Below are 19,863 nucleotides of genomic sequence, written 5' to 3'. Positions count from 1 at the left end.
AATTACCACATGAGTGCTATGGTCAGTCTATACCGTCGCAATAACTTGCTAAACAAACTACCGAAAATTTCGCTTGAAAAAGATGATATCGAACTTTTATTTAGTGCAAAAGAGTACCTTACTCAACTATTGGCGTTAATCGACAGTGCAACCCAACGCATCTATCTCACCGTACTTTATTTGGAAGACGACGAAGTAGGACAGCTAATAGTCAAGCACTTGATTAGCGCTAAGCAACGCCATCCGGCGTTAGATATAAAAGTATTTGTCGATTTCCACCGGGCCAGACGTGGATTAATTGGTCATGCTGGTTCTGAAGGCAATGCCGGGTTTTATAAAAAAGTAGATCTGGAATATCCCGATTTCATCAAATTCTACGGTGTCGCAATTAAGCACCGTGAAGTTTTTGGTGTGCTGCATTTAAAGGGCATGATTTTTGATGACAAGATGTTGTATACCGGTGCGAGCATCAACAATATCTACCTCCACTATCAAGATAAGTACCGTTACGATCGATATAGCGTAATCAACTCGTTAGCGCTAACCAACAGTTTCAGCGACTTTTTAAACGACAGATTAATTACCAGCCCTTGTGTTTATCTATTTAATCGTCAACCGCTTGAGATACAAAAAAAGTTCAAACAACAAGTCGCATTACAGCGTCGCCAATTGTCGCGTTGCGCTTACGAACTGCCATCTAGTCAAGACGCTGATTTAACGATAACCCCACTAATCGGTTTGGGCAAACGCGCCAACAACCTTAACACCGTGATTGAGCAACAATTACAAGCGACCGAGCGTAAGTTAGTGCTTTATACGCCGTATTTTAATTTACCACGGGCTTTAACGCGCCCACTGATTAAATTGCTCAAGCAAGGGAAAAACGTTGAGATTGTAATTGGTGATAAACGCGCCAGTGATTTTTTCATACCCGAAGATCAACCTTTTAGAAAAATTGGCTTAATTCCCTATTTATATGAAGGCAGCTTGCGGAAGTTTGTTAAAAAGCATCAAAAGTTTATTGATAATGGCTTGTTGACGATTCGCTTATGGCAACATGAACAAAACTCATTTCATTTGAAAGGGGTGCGGGTCGATGACCAGATTCATATTCTGACCGGTAACAATTTAAACCCACGTGCTTGGCGCTTAGATATTGAAAATGGCTTAGTGATTAACGACAAACTGGCGCAGCTTGCGTCGATGTTTAATCAAGAGCATCAACAGATTATTAAGCACACCAGAATTGTTAGCCATTGGCAGCAAATTGACGAAGAAAAAGACTATCCAAAAGCCGTCCAATTATGGCTAAAACGATTACACAGAACTAAGTTAGATAAGTTATTTCAACAATATATGTAAAGTGATAGAGCTTAAGTTTTTCACCTAAGCTCTAGCCAGATTATGCGGCTGACGAGCCAATGGCAATAGTGCGGGGCTTCATTGCTTCAGGCACTTGTCGTTTCAAGTCAATGTGCAGTAAGCCATTACTCATATCCGCACTTTGCACCGTAACGTAGTCGGCTAGCTGGTACTTGCGCTCAAAACCTCGCTCAGCGATTCCTTGATACAGATAATTGACTTCGGTTTTATCACTAGCCTGCTTGGTGCCTTTGACTAATAAGGTATTTTGATGGCTGATTATTTCAATCTCTGATTGTTCAAAACCTGCGACGGCCAAAGTAATCCGGTATTGATCCTCGGACAATTGCACAATATTGTAAGGGGGATAACCTTGGTTGGCATTGCTGCTGCCTTGATTAGCATTTTCAATCAAGTGAGCTAAGCGGTCAAAACCTATCGCGCTGCGATAAAGGGGTGAAATGTCGATGGTACGCATGATATTCTCCTAAGAAGCAATATTACCTCAATGTAACTCGCCAGCCAGTAGAGACTTGGTCCAGTTACAGAGGTTTAAAAGTCGGCCAGCACGATTGCTGCACCTTAAGTTGAGCACCCTAATAATACCAATCCAGCAAAGTACCTGATCATTTTTAATGGCCTAAATAGATGATGACTGCGTTATTTCTTTTCTATGGAGAATAACTACATACGTAAAGAAATGCCTTGTCCTAATCAATTTATACTCATAAAAAAGTAGACCACTTACTTACCTAGATTGGTATAAGGCGTCCTCAATATAGAGATAAGGTCAGATTATTTGTTTTCAAGGCAATAATGAATTATTTTCCAAGCCATCTAAGATTGAACACTGCGGATTTTCATCGCCATGGCAATGCTCTGCCAGCAACTCAAGCTGATTGAGCATCTTAGTCATAGCGGTTATCCGTTGCTGCACTTGGTTAATTTTTTTTACTGTGAGCTCTTTTACTGCACTGCTGGCGCGATTTTTATCCCGAAACAAATTTATCAACTCTTTAGTTTCAAGCACGGAAAAACCAGCTTGACGCGCCGCTTTGGCAAATTTCAACTCGCGAATATTATTTTCATCATAACGCCGGTAACCATTATCACCTCGTTGCGGTGGTGAGATCAGCCCTGAATCTTCATAATAACGAATGGTTTTAGTGGGTAACTCTGTTTGTTGTGATGCCTGACCTATGCTTAACATCATTATTGCCCCTCTTGTTTCAAGGTTAAGCGCCAGCGTTTAAGTAACAACGCATTAGCCAACACGGTCACGCTGCTTAATGCCATGGCTAAACCAGCGAGCTGTGGACTTAAGGCCCCCATCGCCGCTAATGGAATGGCCAATGAGTTAAAGATAAAGGCCAAAAATAAGTTTTGTTTTATTTTAGACCAGGTCGCTCTGGCAATATCGATTGCGGCGGCCACCAACATTGGGTCATCGCGAATCAAGGTGATGTCAGCGCTAGCAATCGCAACCTGAGTGCCTGAGCCCATCGCAATGCCTAAATCAGCCTGTGCCAACGCAGGGGCATCATTAATGCCATCACCGACCATCGCGACCCGCTGCCCTTGTTGTTGCCATTGTACTAGCTGTTCTAATTTATGCTGCGGTTTAAGCTCGGCTTTAACCGTCTTTATTGCTAATTGCTGCGCAATATTAATCGCCGCCGCTTGATGGTCACCACTGAGCATCGCGGTCGCCACCCCATTTTGCTGTAATAACTTAATGGCTTGCGCGCTTTGCGGGCGGATAGCATCTTCTAAGTAAACAATCGCCTTTAACTGGCCGTTTATCGCAAAGAAAATTTGGCTATATATTGATTGTTGCTTGTCGTCTGGTACACCGCTAACCGCTTGTTCAACCATTAATTCAAGATTGCCAGCCACCAGTTGCTGCCCTTGATAACTGGCACGAACTCCCTTGCCTGCATCAACTTTAAAGTTCTCAATCGCCAACGATTTAACGTTTTTGTCCGGCTCATAACTCACAATAGCTCGCGCTAATGGATGCTCACTTAATTCCATCAATGAACTAAATACTGCAGAGTCATAGTCAGCGTTAAGATCAATATTTTTGATGCTCGGGCGGCCCATAGTCAAGGTGCCAGTTTTATCAAAGGCGACTAAGTCGAGTTTGCTAGCGATTTCAAGCGCCTTAGGGTCGCGAATAATAATGCCGTGTTTCGCTGCCACGCCACTGCCAACCACGACGGTCGCTGGCGTAGCCAAGCCCAGCGCACAGGGACAAGCCACCACTAACACCGAAATGCTATTGATTAACGCGACCTCAAATCCCGCGCCCAACCCTAACCACACGAATCCTGTTAACAAGGCAATAATCATTACCACAGGCACAAAGAAACTAGCAACCCGGTCAACTAAACGTTCGATCGGGGCTTTGGTCATTTGGGCGCTTTCAACCAATTTTATAATTTGACTGATACTCGAGTTTTCGCCAACAGCGCTAACCTCAACGTTTAAAACCCCATGGCCGTTAATAGCGCCAGCCACCACCGAATCTGCCACCGATTTAAGCACAGGCAAGCTCTCGCCCGTGACCAATGATTCGTCGACCTCAGTTTCACCACTCAGGATCACGCCATCGGCCGGAATTTTCTCGCCGGCTAAGATCCGAATCGTATCACCGAGTAAGACTTGCTCAAGCGGCAACATTTGTTCCTGCTGATTACGAATAACTCGTGCCTCAACGGGTCTTAAGGCCATTAACTCGCGGATCACCTGTCCGGTATTAAACTTGGCTTGACGCTCAAGCCATTTGCCAATCGAAATAAAGGTAATAACCACCGCACTGGCTTCAAAATACAAGGCACCTTGAGCCAAACCGCCCAGAGTCATCATTAAATAAATACTGTAAAAATATGCGGCACTGGTACCCAACACCACTAAAGTATCCATATTAGAACTGCGATTTTTTAGCGCGAGCCATGCACCGCGATAAAACTTAATGCCGACCACAAATTGCACCACACTGGCTAATGCCAGCTCAAGCCATGGATTAAGATCAAAGCTAATGCCAACCAGCATCAAGATCATGGGACTAACTAACGGCAAGGTAAACATGCAGGCAATCAGCAACAACATCAGCTCGCGGCGGTTTTGCTGTTGATGTTTAAGTTCGAGTGACTGGGCTGGATCTTGCCCAGCATTAGCTTGAGGGGTTAACTGGTAACCCAACGAATCAACCGCTTGCGCAAACTGCGCTGGCTTTACCGCGCCTTGAATATATTCAACCATCAAAGATTGGGTAGCGGCATTAGCAGTCACCTTAGTGACGCCGTCAATTTTCTCTAGCAACTTAACCGTTTTATTGGCACAGCCTGCGCAACTCCACCCAGTGACCTGATAAGACGATTCAACCGCCGCCAATTGGTAACCGTTATCGACCACAACCTGCTTAACCTCAGTGATCAGCTGTGATTGATCGAGTTCGAGCGATACCTGTTCGAGCGCGTAACTCACCTGCGCCGTCACCCCATTAATGGTATTTAACAGTCTTTCGACCTTGCCAGCACAGCCATTACAGCGCAAGCCAGAGATATGGAGTTGAATGGTCATGGGCAATCCTTAAATAAGATAATAAGCCATCTTAACCTTTCCCCTTACTGTAAGGTAAAGTGTTTTTTAGATCTGAACGCTAAATGCATGGAGATGATGTCGTAAGGTATTGCTATTAAAAACAGCGAAACCATAGGCACTTCGGTAAGCTGCCTGAACAATTCGGCCTTAATCTAAGTATTCAGTGTAAGGCTTTAATGTGGCTGTAAATAGCTCCACAGATATTGGTCTGTGTGGATATCTCGGTGATAATGCGATTGCGATTAAAATGAACATTATCAATACAATTTGCTATAAATTGTGGACATAAAAAAGCACAGCGGGCGCTGTGCTTTCGATTTAAATTACCGCTAGTAATTAGCTAATGGTAACTCGGGCAAATTTACGCTTGCCAACTTGAACTACGCCACTGAAACCATGCTCGATAACTTGCTTGTTATCACTGCATTTTTCACCGTCAATTTTAACCGCGCCTTGCTTGATCATGCGCATGCCTTCAGAGGTACTGCTAACCAGACCAATATTTTTTAACAAATTGGCAATTGCAATGCCCTCTGGACATTCTAACGTATGCTCAGGCATGTCATCGGGGATAACACCTTTTTGAAAGCGTGAAATAAAATCATCATGAGCTTTTTGAGCATCGGCTTCGCTATGAAAACGCGCGATGATTTCTTTCGCCAAGGTAATTTTAATATCACGCGGGTTTGCACCTGCCGCAATATCGGCTTTAAAGCCTTCAATTTCAGCCAAAGGCCTAAAGCTTAACAGCTCAAAATAACGCCACATTAAGACGTCAGAAATCGACATGATTTTACCAAACATTTCACTTGGCACATCATTAATACCAATGTAATTATTGGCCGACTTTGACATCTTTTTAACGCCATCTAATCCCTCAAGCAGCGGCATCATAATAACGCACTGCGGGCTTTGACCATTGGCTTTTTGTAATTCGCGTCCCATCAACAAATTAAACTTTTGATCGGTACCGCCAAGTTCAACATCAGTTTCCATTGCAACCGAATCATACCCTTGCAATAACGGATATAAAAATTCGTGGATCGCAATCGGTTGATTATTGTTATAACGTTTTTTAAAGTCATCACGTTCTAACATTCTGGCGACGGTTTGATTGGCTGCCAACTTAATCATGCCCGCGGCACCCAACTTTTCTAACCATGTAGAGTTAAAAGCAATTTTGGTTTTTTCCGGATCTAAAATCTTAAAAACCTGCTCCGTATACGACTCGGCGTTCTTGAGCACTTGTTCTTTGGTTAATGGCGGTCTGGTGGCATTTTTGCCGGTAGGGTCGCCAACCATCGCGGTAAAGTCACCAATTAAAAATGTTACTTCATGGCCAAGCTGCTGAAACTGACGCATCTTATTTAAAATGACCGTATGGCCCAAGTGAATATCTGGGGCGGTCGGGTCAGCACCCAGTTTGATTCGTAATGGTCGGCCAAGTTTGAGCTTCTCGATTAGTTCTTTTTCAACAAGAATTTCGTCGGCACCACGTTGTATTTCTGCTAAGGCATCGGCTATTTGCGACATCTACTGCTCTCCTGACATTAGTCTGATTACTAAAACTAGATCTATTGATCCCACTGAAATGATCACTGGTATGACAATAAATGACAAAAAAGAGACTTTTTCGCTGCAGAATATCCGCTTCTAGGTTTAAGGATATAAATAAAGCTGGTAATCTTACTAGATCCATAGTTGAAATTAAACTTTCAACCATGCTTTTCATTGCTTACCAGCGTATAAAACAAGGTTTTTCTTAGCGTCATGACAAAAATTTTCCATAAGTTACCCCGTCGCCATCAGCAATTGCTGCTAGCCATTTCCCTAGTTATGACTATTTTATTTTTGTTACCTAGTAACGAAACGGCCCCATCATCGGATACCAGCTTAAAAGTGGCTACCCGTTATGCTGCCGATATTGTGTTTGATGATAGTTCAGGCAGTGCAAACTCGGCGCCAGTACTTCACATACAGCAACAGCAAACAGCAACAACTGCGAAGGTTGCACCGCCACGGTCACAATCTGCAGTCACCAAGCCTGTCGTCATAAAACCAGTCGTAACAAAACCAGAGCCGACGTTAAGCTGGCAACAGGTCACGGTAAAGTCAGGCGATAATCTCGGCTTGATTTTTAATCGTGCCGGTTTTAGTGCCAATACCTTGTATAAAATTACCAGTTTGGGCAACGACACCATGGCCTTAACTAAAATAATGCCCGGCCAAACCCTAAATTTTGGCACCAATGGTCAGCAAGAATTAATAAAACTGACCTACCAACAAGATGTCGTCACTAGCCTTGAGATATCGCAACAAGCAGGTAAGTTTCAAGCCAAGAAAATTGTTCGCGAACTCGAAACACGTGAGCACATTGTGAGCGCCACCATTGAAAACAACTTTTGGAACGCCGCGTCTGAAAATGGCTTAAGCCCGTCATTAATTATGAATTTGGCCCAACTTTTTGGCTGGGATATCGATTTTGGGCTCGATATTCGCGCTGGAGATCAATTTAGCCTGATCTATGAAACAAAATATCTCGATGGTATAGAGGTTAAGAACGGTAATATTATTGCTGCAGAATTTGTCAATCGTGGTCAAAGCTATCAAGCTATTAGAGCAAACAATGACCAATATTACTCAGCGACTGGGCGCAGCATGCGCAAAGCTTTTTTACGCTCACCGGTTAATTTTAAATATATCAGCTCTAATTTTAATCCGCGCCGGCTTCACCCGGTCACTAAAGCAATTAAACCGCACCGTGGCATCGATTACGCCGCTAAGACAGGCACCCCAGTGGTCGCTTCAGGCAGCGGCACTGTGATCGCTTCGAGTTATAATAAGTACAATGGTAATTATGTGGTGATAAAACACGGCGAGCGTTATGTCACTAAGTATCTTCATTTATCAAAAAGATATGTCAAAAAAGGTGCCCGAGTTAAGCAAGGTGATCGCATTGGCAATGTCGGTGCAACCGGACGTGTTACCGGCGCCCATCTGCATTATGAATTCTTAGTTAATGGCGTGCATCGCAATCCTAGAACGGTTAAATTACCAAAATCACAAGCAATAGCCAAAAAAGATCGCCGTAAGTTTTTAACCTTAGCCGAACGTAGAATGGAACAACTAAACGCCAATAAGCGCGTAATGTTGGCAAGCTTTTAGGCTCAGGGAGCGCTAGCATGAAAAAATATTATATCGGATTAATGTCAGGTACCAGCATGGACGGCGTCGACGCCGTGTTGGTCGAGTTTAGTCATGGCAAGCCACAGCTAGTAGCCAGCCATGATCAACCTATTCCTAGTACCCTGCTCACTAAATTACATACCTTAGCCAATCCAATGACTGGTGATATAAATTTACTCGGCCAGTGCGACCGCGCCTGTGGTGAGCTGTTTGCGTTAGCGAGTTTAAATTTACTCAAACTCGCTAACATTGCCCCTGAAGAAGTTATCGCGATTGGTTCACACGGCCAAACTGTCCGTCATATGCCCAATGGCGAGCACCCGTTTACAATTCAAATTGGTGATGCCAATGTCATCGCAGCACTCACTAATATCGACACTATTGCAGATTTTCGACGTAAAGATATGGCGCTAGGCGGCCAAGGTGCACCTTTAGTACCGGCATTCCATCAGCAGCTGTTTAGTGCACAATCAACAAATCGGGTGATCTTAAACATTGGCGGCATCGCTAATATTACCTGGCTGCCCGCACATAGTAATGAGATTAAAGGCTTTGATACTGGCCCGGGCAATACTTTGCTCGATTATTGGTTTAATAAGCACAATCAACAAACCTATGATGATGGCGGCCAATGGGCAAGCCAAGGTAACTATTGCCCAGCGCTATTAGCTAAGATGTTACAACATCCTTATTTTAACCAACAGCCGCCAAAAAGTACCGGCCGCGAGCTATTTAACCCGCAATGGCTAAGCAATCATCTTGAACAATTTTCAGCGTTAAGCCCACCAGATATTCAAGCAACCTTAGCGCAGCTAACAGCGGAGTCGATTGCTCGTGATATTGAGCAACTGTCCCCCACGGCCCAAGTTTATTTATGCGGTGGCGGGATCTTTAATCTAGACTTGGTTGCTCGGTTAAAAGCTCGTTTACCCAAGGCCACCATCGCGTCGAGCGCGCAGCTTGGTTTGGCGCCGCAGTGGGTTGAGGGCATAGCCTTTGCGTGGTTAGCTTATTGCCATATTGAACGCCAACCCGCAAACTTGCCTCAGGTAACAGGCGCGAGCAGATCGGCGGTATTAGGTGTTTTTTTTCCAGCGGCATAAACCAGATCGACAAACTTTGATTAGAGAGTCACCTCAAGTGACTTCACCTGATATTGTTGACGTAATAACAACGACAAGAAGTCATCTTCAGACAACGGCCGACTAAAAATAAAGCCCTGAATGGTTTCACAAGACAGTTGCTGTAAAATAGCCAGTTGCTCTGGTGTTTCAACCCCTTCAGCCACCACGGTTAAGCCCATATTATGGGCAATCGAGATAATTGATGCCACCATGTGCCGCTCGCCTTTTTCCAGCGTTAAGTCATCAATAAAGGCTTTATCAATCTTAAGCGTATGAATTGGAAAACGTTTCAAATAACTTAATGACGAATACCCTGTGCCAAAATCATCAAGTGCCAAGGTAATACCAATATCCGTTAGCTGTTGCATGGTGGCTATGGCCATTTCCGGATTTTCGATCACCGTGCCTTCAGTAATCTCAAGCTCAAGATTAGCAACTGGTAGCTGGGTATATTCTAAAACATGGGTAATGCGTTTAAGTAAATCAGCCTGACTGAATTGTCTAGCGGCCAAATTGACCGCAACACGGCCGTTAAACAGCCCTTTACAGCGCCAATACTGCGCGGTAAGACAGGCCTTACGTAATACTATTTCACCAATTTCGATCACCAAGCCAGTATCTTCGGCCACCGGAATAAATTCATTGGGACTGATCATGCCAAGCTTAGGATGGTTGAGCCGAACCAAAGCCTCCATACCCGACAACTGCGAAGTGGCGGCGTCATATTTAGGCTGATAATAGACTTCAAACCAATCATTTTTTAACGCCTGACGAATTAAGCTTTCAACCTCAAGACGACGGATCGCCGATTCATTCATCGAACTACTAAAAAACTGGTAGCTAAATCCGCTATCTGATTTTGCGTAATACATTGCCGTATCAGCACATTGCAATATGTTTTCAGTACTTTCACCATCATTAGGAAATATCGATACGCCAACACTGCAACTCATTACCAGCTCGGCGCCATTAAAACTAAACGGCTGCTGTAACGAAGTCTCTATTTCATAAAGCACTTGAGTGATCATGCTGATTTGGTCAGTATCTTCGAGTAAAATAGCAAACTCATCACCACCTAAACGGCATAATAAATGCTGGCATTCAATTTTTTTATCAAGTCGCTTAGCGATCAAGCAAAGTAAATTATCCCCTTGATCGTGGCCCATTGAATCATTAATTTTTTTGAAATTATCAACATCTAAAGTTAACAGGGCATGGCGCTGATTTCGTCGAATCAGATTACGGTGTGCGTATTGAAAATACGAGCGATTGGGCAATTTGGTTAATGGATCGATATTAGATAAGTTGCGCAATTCAATTTCAATCGCTTTACGACTGGTAATGTCGGAACAGGCCGCTACGTAGTGACTTATACTAGAATCTTCATTGGTGATAACATTTATATTAAGATATACATCATAAGCTTGACCGGTCGAGTGTTGCGCAATTATTTCACCACTCCAGCCCTGGCTTTTTTCAAGTTTGGCCCGAATTAAGGCGGAGGTTTTCGGGTGGTAACTATCAAATATTTTACTGTTACCTAACACTTGCTCTCGTTGGTAACCCGTAACGCTTTCGAATGCCTTATTAACTTCCACCACATTAAAATCGAGATCGAAAATATAAATCGCATCTGAAATATTATCAATCGCCTCAGCTTGTAACTTAAGTTTAAACTCGGTCTGTTTAAGCTCAGTAATATCTCGAATAGTACCGGCCATCCGGTGTGGACTGCCATCATCGTGGTATTCGACAATCTTGGCGCGATCTAAAACCCAAATCCATTGGCCGGGCAAATCAGTGCGCTCAATACGATAACTGACCTTAAATTGAGTCACTTGACCTGCGAGGTGCTGCTGCAATAATTTTTGAACCCGCTGACGATCATTAGGATGGATAGTCGTTAAACTTTGATCGGTAAAACCTTGATAATCGAATAATTCACTTTGGCTGCTGACATTAATCGTGTTGTTAGTTATATTCCAATCCCATGCCTGATCGCCGCTGCCACTAAGTGCCAATTCGAGCCGCTCAACCTGCTTATTAGTCACATTAATAAACGTTCGCTGCTGCTTAAATAGTACCAATAATCGCCGAGCTAACAGCACGAAAATGACGAGTAACATCGAGCAGCTTAAAATAATTAAGCCGGTTAATATTTCAGATTGGGAGTCAGGATCAGTAACGACTGAATTGTCGTCAGTGATAGCAGCATTAGCCACAATAGGCTTATTCTCTGTCGCTTGAGTAACCAACAACAAATCATTAAATAACAGCGATGGCGTTCCGGTAATAAGCGTGTCTATTAACGGCAAACTACTGAGGGAGACTGCGACAACGTTGGTTACGATAGATAGATTAACAAGTAAAGACAGCATCATGAAATTTAAAAATTTCAACAGTCCAAGCATAAAAATTCCCGCAGATTAGCATTGATTAATACAAAGAGTTGGTCAGATTTATTAAAATTATTAGACTCGCTCATCAACCCCATTAAATTAACACAAACACATACGGTTACCACTATTTTTTAACCAAAAAAAAGCCAAATACAGCACTAGATATAAAAAGTGAGATATTTGGCTCTTAGTATAATCTTAACAATTTAGAACTAACGTGCACCGGCAGCAATAATGTCGAGCTCAACCCGACGATTTAGTTGGCGTCCGGCAGCGGTATTATTGCCTGCAACTGGCAATTCAGAGCCGTAACCCCGGCTCATTAAACGTTGCGCCGCAATACCACGGCTTTGCAGGTAATTGGCAACAGAAACAGCGCGATTGGCCGATAAAGTCTGGTTAAAACTAACTGAACCAGTGCTGTCAGCATGACCGCCAACCATTAATTGGGTATCTTTAAATTTATCTAAAACACGGCCAACCGCATTTAGCGTTTGATAAAAATTAGCATTAATGTCAAACCTTGCAGTATCAAAGGTGACATTGCCAGGCATGATCAAGCGCAATTGATCGCCGTTACGCTCAACCTGCACTCCAGTTCCTTGCATTTCTTTGCGCAGCTCTGCTTCTTGCGCGTCCATGTAAGCACCAATTCCGGCACCGATAACACCACAGCCTAAGCCTGCAGCACGAGCGCGTTTACTGTTTTTCGTTGAGCCGATTAAGGCACAAACTGCTGCCGCTCCAAAGCCATAAACAGCTGCTTTGCTGGTTTTTTGTTCACCGGTGTAAGGATCATAGGTCTGACAAGCTGTTAAAGTTAATGTCGAAATAGCCAAAGCTGTCGCGGTGATTTTTTTAAATGATAATTGAGTGAACATAACACTCTCCTTGGATAAAGTAATGTGCAATTTAACGGCATTTACATGATTATAAGCTGCAGTATCTGAACAAGTGATTAATTTACTGACGTTTATTTAAATATGATAACACGCTATGGTGATTGGCTCGGTAATTAGCTTGATATAACAAACTTCATCGTACTAACCTTGGCATTAGCGTAATTTAGACAAAAATTTGATTAGAGTCATAGCCATAAGCGCGTGACTGATTTATGATTTTCTCATTCCATTTGATTAGGAGCAACTAATGAGTCGCAACCCGGTTTCTTACTTATTTCAACCCAAGTCGATCGCAGTGATTGGCGCCTCAAATAAATCGAACCGGGCCGGTAATAAAATTATCCGCAATTTATTGGAAGGCGACTTCAGCGGTCCAATCATGCCTGTTACCCCGAAATTTCCTGCTGTGTGCGGAATTTTAGCTTATAAAACTATTGCCCAATTACCCATCGTGCCTGACTTGGCTATTATAGCGGTTAGCGCCGAGCGACTGAGTGCGGTTTTAATTGAGCTTGGGCAAGCCGGCTGCAAATACGCCACCATTATGGCAGCAGGCATTAGCGAGCTGCCAGTGGTCGAACAACAAGATGGCACCGAACAAATTCGTGCCATTGCCAAAAAATATGGCATAAGACTACTTGGCGGCAGCAGCTTAGGCATGCAATTGCCACATATTGGACTAAATGCCAGCTTATCTCATATTCAGGCTTTACCGGGTAAAGTCGCCTTTATTTCGCAATCATCATCGGTCGCCACCACCATGCTCGACTGGGCTAATCATAACAATATTGGCTTTTCTCACTTTATTTCTATCGGTGAAGCTATCGATATCGACTTTAGCGAGTTATTAGATTATTTGGGGCGCGACACTAAAACTCAAGCCATTTTACTTTATATTGATAGCATTAAAGACCATCGCCATTTCATGTCAGCCGCCCGCAGCGCTGCCCGCTCAAAGCCAATTTTAGTTATTAAGTCCGGCAAAACGGCTCAAGGTGCGATCTCGGTATCACATCATAGCGGCGGCCAGTCAGCTGGCAACGATCTGGTCTATGACGCGGCTTTTCGTCGCGCGGGCATGTTACGTGTTAATAATTTACATGAGCTATTTGCCGCATTTGAAACTCTGGCTCATGCCAAACCGCTCAAAGGCGAACGATTAGCCATAATAACGAATGGCGGCGCTCCTGGTATTATGGCCGTTGACGCCTTAATTAGTCGCGGCGGTAAATTAGCCGAGATCGAACCCGAAATTATTGCGCAACTAGACAAACTATTACCCCGTTATTGGTCTCGTACCAACCCGGCTGACATTGCCGGCGATTCAACCCCTGAGCGTTTTGCTCAAGCGGTCGAACTGTTACTTCACTCGAAAAACATTGATAGCTTATTGATTATCCATTCACCAAGTGCGGTCGACACGGGGGAAGAATATGCCAAGAAAATACTGGCGGCAATAACGAAACTGCCAAAATCTAATAAAATTAACATCTTAACCAACTGGACCGGTGAGCAGTCAGCCTACGCTGCACGTCGCCTGTTGCGCCAACATGGACTGCCCACTTACCGAACTCCAGAAGGAGCTGTCGGCGCCTTTATGCACATGGTTGAATACCGTCGCAATCAAAAATTGCTGCAGCAAACGCCAAAATCAATATCTCGCCATGTTCAATCTGATGCTAACCTCGTTAGGCAACTGGCCCAGCAGCATTTAGCCAGTGGTATTACTAAACTTGATATTGGCCAAGCGCAGCCAATTTTAGCCGCTTATGGCTTATCTTGTATTGCTACTCGCCACGCTCAAGATCCTCAACAAGCTAGGTTAATTGCCACTGAAATTGGTTTTCCAATCGCCTTAAAAATTGCTGCACCGCAGCTCGCATATAAATCAGATGTTGGTGGAGTGGTGCTCAATTTAAATAATGGTGATGATGTTGAAAATGCCGCGACTGCCATGATCGAACGAGTGAAATCGTTTGAACCCGCGGTTAACATTACCGGACTAAGTTTACAAAAAATGGCGCAAACCGCTGGCGCGCAAGAACTACGATTTGCGATGCATAACGATCCGGTATTTGGTCCCATTTTATACATCGGTGAAGGCGGCTCTGAATGGGATTTAACCCAAGACGCTGCCGTTGCCTTACCGCCGTTAAACTCTGCACTTGCACGATATATGGTCATTAATGCACTCAAAAATGGCAAAATTAAAGATCGTAAAGCCTTGCATGCGCTAGACATTAATGCCTTATCGACCACTATAGCCCAGCTATCCTATTTGATTGTTGATTGCCCAGAAATAGCTGCCTTAGACATTAATCCGATGTTAGTCGCTGGCGAACATATTACCTTGCTTGATGTCTCAATAACATTAAGCCATAGCGACTGCGACGGTGCCTCACGGTTAGCTATCCGCCCTTATCCCAAGGAGCATGAAGAGAATTTTAGCCTGCGTGATGGCCGTGAAGTATTATTAAGGCCGATTATTGCAGAAGATGAACAAACCCATTTCGAATTTAATAACAGCCTCAGTAAAGAAGATCGCTACAAACGATTTTTTGGGGAAGTCGGCCAATTGAGTCATGAGGCGATGGCTAAAATGACTCAAATAGACTTTGATCGCGAGATGGCCTTTATCGCCTCATACCAAGATCCTGCTGGCCAATTTCATACTTTAGGTGTCGTGCGAGCCATTACCGACCCTGAAAACCATGAAACAGAATTTGCCGTTGTTATTCGCAGTGAATTGCAAGGCCAAGGCTTAGGTAAGAAATTAATGCTAAAAATGATCGATTACTGCCGCCAACGTGGCACTCAAATTATGGTAGGTATTACGTTACCGCAAAATGCTGGCATGGTCAGTTTAGCGCGCAAGCTCGGATTTAAAGTAAAATTCGATATTGAAGAAGGCTGGGTTGAAATGAAGTTACCGCTACAAAAAATAAACAAAACAAATCCTTAGCAAGCACGACAAAAGTAGTGCAAAAAACATCCGATTTTTTGCACTATTTAAGCTTTAAATGCAAATTAATATCATTTATACTGCTCGCTATATTTTAAATCGGAATAATTCTTATGTTTGTTTGTGTCTGTAATGCCGTTACTGAAAATGACATCCGTCAGGCTGTCAATGATGGCAGCGAGACGATCAAACAATTAAAAGAAAAGTTTGGTGTGGGCAGTCAATGTGGCGGCTGTATTAGCTTAACTAAACAGGTACTGAATCAGCAATTAGCGGCAACAGCTAATTACTACGAAGTTGCGTAATCACTCTCTTTATAAACGAGCCAAGGCTTTAATATGCGCAACGGCGCTGCGACCGAGAACATCTGGCACATAACCCCCTTCAAGCACCGATACAATCCCCTGACAGCCTAGCTGTTCAGCAACGGCAACAAGTTGCTCGGTTACCCAACTATAATCAGTATCAACTAAATTAATTCCGCCCATGTCATCGTCACGATGGGCATCAAAACCAGCAGAAATAAACAACAGTTGCGGCTTAAATTCTAGTAGCGCAGGCAGCCATTGGTTAGTCACCACTTGCCTAAATTCATCACTGCCGGCACCTGCGGCCAGCGGTATTTTAATGTGATATTTATTAGGACGCTCGGTATTGCCGTGCGGAAAAAATGGGTGCTGAAAAATAGAACAAAACATTACCCGATGATCATCTTTAAAAATATCTTCCGTGCCGTCGCCATGATGTACATCAAAGTCAATCACAGCCACACGCTCAAGTCCTAATTTATCAAGTGCATAACTTGCAGCAACCGCAACATTATTATAAAAACAAAATCCGCCGGCCTGTGCCCGGTGTGCATGATGTCCCGGCGGTCTAATATTGCAAAATACTGCCCGATGATTACTACCGCAGACTAAACTAACGGCTTGCACCGCAGCTCCTGCAGCGCGCTCAGCCGCTTTGAGTGTATTAGGGCACATTTGGGTGTCGGGATCGACCGCGACCAAACCTTCACTAGGTAACATCGCATCGAGCTGCGCTAGGTAAGCCGCGTCATGAACTCGTAATAAATCTTCGCGTTGAATAAGGTTGGCATCATAATGATCTAAACTATATTCTAAACCACTGGCAATCAGTCGGTCTGAAATAGCATCGATTCGGCTCGGATCTTCCGGATGATCATCACTCATCTTATGGCGACGACATTGTTGATGTGAAATAATAGCTGTGCTCATGGCTTAAACTCAACGCAAATAATATATCATGACCCATGCTATCAAATAGGTTAGACGAGAAAAGTGGACTTAAGTCGCAGCTAGCTTAAAGGATAAGAAACAAAAATGGCGACCATTGGTCACCATTAGTAATTAGGTTAAATTATTCGTGTTATGCGCAGATTTTCATCTCGCAGCACACTCGATATTTCCCTTCGTCTGATGGCGCACAACGTAGCACTTTAGCGTTGGCCATCAAGGGTGGAATTGAGCTATTACCAGGATTAACTTCTAACAAAATTTCAGTGTCCTGATTAAGTTCGGTCGTGGTATTGAACGACACTCCTTCGGCACTTAAATTTTCTAATTGGCCATGAAATAAATCAGTAGCACCATTTACTTTATATCGAACCACACACTCAACATCCATTCTGGCGAAAAAGCGGTTATCATCATTTGAAACATACATAGTATTCCCCTTACATTTAGTATTATCTAAAGCCTAGCAAAGGATTTAAAATAACGAACAACAACTGCACCAGTTTCACTACTAATGACTGAGTAATATGAGAAAAATAAGGATTTAAACTTGTTAAAAATATCTAATTCAATTGCAATTCCGCTAGCTGAACTCGAAATTCAATTTATTAGGGCCCAAGGTGCCGGAGGTCAGCATGTCAATAAAACCTCCACGGCGGTGCATTTATTTTTTAATATTCGGACATCACAAGCTTTGCCGCAACGCTTAAAAGAAAAATTGCTGGCACTAAGTGACCACCGAATCAGTAAATCGGGCAAGGTCATCATTAAGTCTCAGTCGACTCGCAGTCAAGACAGCAATCGAGAAATAGCGATTAAGCAGTTTGTTGAACTGATTCAACAGGTCAATAAAGTAGAAAAACGTCGAATTGCGACCAAACCGACTTTCGGCTCTAAAATGCGTCGGTTAGATAAAAAAACCAAAGACAGCAGTCGCAAGAGTTTACGCAAGCGGGTTGATTATTGAGCCGAACTTTCGTGTCATTTCATGGTGACCTTGCCACCAATCATTTTATAGGCCGGAGTACCGCGCACCAGTGCCTCTCTGGCAAAGATTACCTGACAATTAGGGCATTGGCATGCATCGGTTGTGAAGTCGCTAACAATGCGCTCTTTGAAGCATTTTATTAACGTACCTTTGCCACCCTTTCGATACTTAAATAACTTGGTACGACAACCAGCACAAAATATCTCAACGGTCTTGCTGGGGCCTTTTTTATTGGGTTTAGCCATAATTGGTATTAATCCTGAACATCATCGCTCTTTGCCATTGCCGACACGGATGTCGGTACTTAGGTTTGGTCTGGAACCTTAAACCTGTGCCGACATGGATGGCGGTACTTAGGTTTGGTCTGGAACCTTAAACCTGTGCCGACACGGATGTCGGTACTTAGGTTTGGTCTGGAACCTTAAAACCTGTGCCGACACGGATGTCGGTACTTAGGTTTGGTCTGGAACTAATTTCCGGCCATGGCACCGCGATATTGCATGCATGGATGCATGTACTTAAGCTTTGCAGGAGCAAAAAGCTTGACCGTTCATCCTGAACATCATCGCTCTTTGATATTGCCGCCACGGATGGCGGTACTTAGGAAATGTCTGGAACTAATTTCCTGCCTTGGCACCGCGATATACCGTTCATCCTGAACATAAAAAAAGCGGCTAATTAGCCGCTTTTTTAAATCATGGTTCATTTACTAATTAGCAAATGGATTAACCAAGACAATAGTTTCTACGCGATCAGGACCGGTTGAAATGATATCAACAGGCACTTCAAGCAACTCTTCGATGCGAGCGATGTAGTTAAGCGCCGCTTGTGGCAACTCGTCGCGGTTTTGACAACCAACGGTAACATCAGTCCAACCAGGCATAGTTTCATACACTGGCACAACTTTTTCAAAGTCATCAGCAGACATTGGCGCAATGTTGCTAACGCTGCCGTCTTCTTTCTTGTAACCAATACAGATTTGCAGCTCTTCGATACCGTCTAATACGTCTAACTTAGTTAAACATAAACCGGTGATGCTGTTCATTTGGATTGCGCGGCGCATTGCCACAGCGTCTAACCAACCACAACGACGACCACGGCCGGTAGTAGCGCCAACTTCATGACCTTTAACCGCTAGGTGCTCACCAATGTCGTTGAACTGTTCAGTCGGGAAAGGACCAGCGCCAACACGAGTCGTGTAAGCCTTGATAATGCCTAGGACGTAATCAAGGTGACACGGACCAAAACCAGTACCAGTAGCAACGCCGCCAGCAGTAGTATTAGACGATGTAACATATGGGTAAGTACCGTGGTCGATATCAAGCAATGTACCTTGAGCACCTTCAAACATGATGTTTTCACCGGCTTTACGCGCAGTGTCTAGCAACTCAGTAACATCAACTACCATTGATTTTAGCAACGGTGCTACTTCTAGCGCGTCATCAAGGGTCTTTTGGTAATCTACCGCGTCTACTTTGTAGTAGTTTGTTAGCATGAAGTTGTGATATTCCATCACTTCTTTAAGCTTAACCGCAAATTTTTCAGCGTCGAACAAGTCACCAACGCGTAGAGCGCGACGAGAAACTTTATCTTCATAAGCTGGACCGATACCACGACCCGTAGTACCGATTGCTTTGTTACCAAGAGCGATTTCACGCGCTTGGTCTAGAGCAATATGGTAAGGAAGAATAAGTGGACATGCTTCACTAATTCGTAGGCGATCTTTAACAGGTACGCCACGCTCTTCAAGCATTTTCATTTCTTCAAGTAAAGCAGCAGGTGATAACACCACACCATTACCGATAATGCTTGTTAGATTGTCACGTAGGATGCCTGAAGGGATCAGGTGTAGGACAGTCTTTTTGCCATCTATTACTAGTGTATGACCAGCATTGTGACCACCTTGATACCGCACAGCATACTTTGCGCTATCAGTTAGCAGATCAACAATCTTACCTTTACCTTCGTCACCCCATTGGGTACCTAGCACTACAACGTTCTTAGCCATTATTTTATTCACGGTTTGAAATTAAAGCAGGATTTTATCAGATTTTGTTAGGAGATCTACCCCTAAATTG

At 43.6% G+C, this 19,863-nt stretch carries 16 protein-coding genes; 6 read left to right on the top strand and 10 right to left on the bottom strand.

All coding sequences use genetic code 11. The annotated features are described in order from the left end of the window. Positions 1-18: 18 nt before the first annotated feature. The gene (pssA, locus tag HRU23_06040; protein ID NRA53687.1) at positions 19-1,362 is read left to right on the top strand and encodes a CDP-diacylglycerol--serine O-phosphatidyltransferase; all 1,344 of its coding nucleotides are present in this window, start codon (positions 19-21) and stop codon (positions 1,360-1,362) included. 40 nt (positions 1,363-1,402) lie between these two features. Here pssA and HRU23_06035 read toward each other — a convergent pair whose 3' ends face one another. The 4 genes from HRU23_06035 to HRU23_06020 form a co-directional block, all read right to left on the bottom strand. Next, a complete protein-coding gene (locus HRU23_06035) occupies positions 1,403-1,840 on the bottom strand; it encodes an Hsp20 family protein (protein ID NRA53686.1) in 438 nt (145 codons plus the stop codon). A gap of 327 nt (positions 1,841-2,167) precedes the next feature. Beyond that, positions 2,168-2,572: a MerR family transcriptional regulator gene (locus tag HRU23_06030; protein ID NRA53685.1), complete on the bottom strand. Its 405-nt coding sequence runs from the start codon at positions 2,570-2,572 to the stop codon at positions 2,168-2,170. Between the two features lie 2 nt (positions 2,573-2,574). Continuing rightward, positions 2,575-4,947 carry a cadmium-translocating P-type ATPase gene (gene cadA, locus HRU23_06025; protein ID NRA53684.1) on the bottom strand — a complete coding sequence of 791 codons (2,373 nt, stop codon included), beginning with the start codon at positions 4,945-4,947 and terminating at the stop codon, positions 2,575-2,577. 357 nt (positions 4,948-5,304) lie between these two features. After that, a complete protein-coding gene (locus tag HRU23_06020) occupies positions 5,305-6,501 on the bottom strand; it encodes a tyrosine--tRNA ligase (protein ID NRA53683.1) in 1,197 nt (398 codons plus the stop codon). 237 nt (positions 6,502-6,738) lie between these two features. On the opposite strand from HRU23_06020, the gene HRU23_06015 reads away from it, so the two are divergent. Continuing rightward, positions 6,739-8,133, top strand: a complete 1,395-nt coding sequence (locus HRU23_06015; protein ID NRA53682.1) for a peptidoglycan DD-metalloendopeptidase family protein — start codon at positions 6,739-6,741, stop codon at positions 8,131-8,133. A gap of 17 nt (positions 8,134-8,150) precedes the next feature. Then, on the top strand, positions 8,151-9,257 hold the full coding sequence (locus tag HRU23_06010) for an anhydro-N-acetylmuramic acid kinase (GenBank protein NRA53681.1): 1,107 nt from the start codon (positions 8,151-8,153) through the stop codon (positions 9,255-9,257). A gap of 20 nt (positions 9,258-9,277) precedes the next feature. On the opposite strand, the gene HRU23_06005 is transcribed toward HRU23_06010, so the two are convergent. Further along, positions 9,278-11,689: an EAL domain-containing protein gene (locus HRU23_06005; GenBank protein NRA53680.1), complete on the bottom strand. Its 2,412-nt coding sequence runs from the start codon at positions 11,687-11,689 to the stop codon at positions 9,278-9,280. A gap of 200 nt (positions 11,690-11,889) precedes the next feature. Next, the gene (locus HRU23_06000; protein NRA53679.1) at positions 11,890-12,558 is read right to left on the bottom strand and encodes an OmpA family protein; all 669 of its coding nucleotides are present in this window, start codon (positions 12,556-12,558) and stop codon (positions 11,890-11,892) included. A gap of 268 nt (positions 12,559-12,826) precedes the next feature. On the opposite strand from HRU23_06000, the gene HRU23_05995 reads away from it, so the two are divergent. Next, positions 12,827-15,541 (top strand): bifunctional acetate--CoA ligase family protein/GNAT family N-acetyltransferase, encoded by a 2,715-nt coding sequence (locus HRU23_05995; GenBank protein NRA53678.1) that lies wholly within the window; start codon positions 12,827-12,829, stop codon positions 15,539-15,541. 113 nt (positions 15,542-15,654) lie between these two features. Beyond that, positions 15,655-15,846, top strand: a complete 192-nt coding sequence (locus HRU23_05990) for a (2Fe-2S)-binding protein (protein ID NRA53677.1) — start codon at positions 15,655-15,657, stop codon at positions 15,844-15,846. A gap of 9 nt (positions 15,847-15,855) precedes the next feature. Here HRU23_05990 and HRU23_05985 read toward each other — a convergent pair whose 3' ends face one another. After that, complete coding sequence (locus HRU23_05985) at positions 15,856-16,779, bottom strand: histone deacetylase family protein (protein NRA53676.1); 924 nt, start codon at positions 16,777-16,779, stop codon at positions 15,856-15,858. 151 nt (positions 16,780-16,930) lie between these two features. After that, entirely contained in the window at positions 16,931-17,227 is a 297-nt protein-coding gene (locus HRU23_05980; GenBank protein NRA53675.1) for a PilZ domain-containing protein, read from the bottom strand. A gap of 120 nt (positions 17,228-17,347) precedes the next feature. Here HRU23_05980 and arfB point away from each other — a divergent pair, with 120 nt between their 5' ends. Next, positions 17,348-17,764 (top strand): aminoacyl-tRNA hydrolase, encoded by a 417-nt coding sequence (gene arfB / locus HRU23_05975; GenBank protein NRA53674.1) that lies wholly within the window; start codon positions 17,348-17,350, stop codon positions 17,762-17,764. A 14-nt stretch (positions 17,765-17,778) separates the two neighbouring features. Here arfB and HRU23_05970 read toward each other — a convergent pair whose 3' ends face one another. Further along, positions 17,779-18,030: a hypothetical protein gene (locus HRU23_05970; GenBank protein NRA53673.1), complete on the bottom strand. Its 252-nt coding sequence runs from the start codon at positions 18,028-18,030 to the stop codon at positions 17,779-17,781. 464 nt (positions 18,031-18,494) lie between these two features. After that, positions 18,495-19,793 (bottom strand): adenylosuccinate synthase, encoded by a 1,299-nt coding sequence (locus HRU23_05965; GenBank protein ID NRA53672.1) that lies wholly within the window; start codon positions 19,791-19,793, stop codon positions 18,495-18,497. Positions 19,794-19,863 lie beyond the last annotated feature (70 nt).

It is taken from the genome of Gammaproteobacteria bacterium, assembly GCA_013214945.1.
GTDB lineage: Bacteria > Pseudomonadota > Gammaproteobacteria > Enterobacterales > Psychrobiaceae > Psychrobium.
Note: the sequence above shows the minus strand (reverse complement) of the source record. Positions and strands in the feature narration are given on the sequence as shown.

Bases quoted from the DNA above. Each gene is read 5' to 3' on its own strand.
- HRU23_05980 (NRA53675.1), bottom strand. From the start codon at position 17,227: ATGTATGTTTCAAATGATGATAACCGCTTTTTCGCCAGAATGGATGTT.
- pssA (NRA53687.1), top strand. From the start codon at position 19: ATGGTCAGTCTATACCGTCGCAATAACTTGCTAAACAAACTACCGAAA.
- HRU23_05985 (NRA53676.1), bottom strand. From the start codon at position 16,779: ATGAGCACAGCTATTATTTCACATCAACAATGTCGTCGCCATAAGATG.
- HRU23_06005 (NRA53680.1), bottom strand. From the start codon at position 11,689: ATGCTTGGACTGTTGAAATTTTTAAATTTCATGATGCTGTCTTTACTT.
- HRU23_06020 (NRA53683.1), bottom strand. From the start codon at position 6,501: ATGTCGCAAATAGCCGATGCCTTAGCAGAAATACAACGTGGTGCCGAC.
- HRU23_06000 (NRA53679.1), bottom strand. From the start codon at position 12,558: ATGTTCACTCAATTATCATTTAAAAAAATCACCGCGACAGCTTTGGCT.
- HRU23_05990 (NRA53677.1), top strand. From the start codon at position 15,655: ATGTTTGTTTGTGTCTGTAATGCCGTTACTGAAAATGACATCCGTCAG.
- HRU23_06015 (NRA53682.1), top strand. From the start codon at position 6,739: ATGACAAAAATTTTCCATAAGTTACCCCGTCGCCATCAGCAATTGCTG.
- HRU23_05965 (NRA53672.1), bottom strand. From the start codon at position 19,793: ATGGCTAAGAACGTTGTAGTGCTAGGTACCCAATGGGGTGACGAAGGT.
- HRU23_06035 (NRA53686.1), bottom strand. From the start codon at position 1,840: ATGCGTACCATCGACATTTCACCCCTTTATCGCAGCGCGATAGGTTTT.
- HRU23_06010 (NRA53681.1), top strand. From the start codon at position 8,151: ATGAAAAAATATTATATCGGATTAATGTCAGGTACCAGCATGGACGGC.
- cadA (NRA53684.1), bottom strand. From the start codon at position 4,947: ATGACCATTCAACTCCATATCTCTGGCTTGCGCTGTAATGGCTGTGCT.
- HRU23_06030 (NRA53685.1), bottom strand. From the start codon at position 2,572: ATGTTAAGCATAGGTCAGGCATCACAACAAACAGAGTTACCCACTAAA.
- HRU23_05970 (NRA53673.1), bottom strand. From the start codon at position 18,030: ATGGCTAAACCCAATAAAAAAGGCCCCAGCAAGACCGTTGAGATATTT.
- HRU23_05995 (NRA53678.1), top strand. From the start codon at position 12,827: ATGAGTCGCAACCCGGTTTCTTACTTATTTCAACCCAAGTCGATCGCA.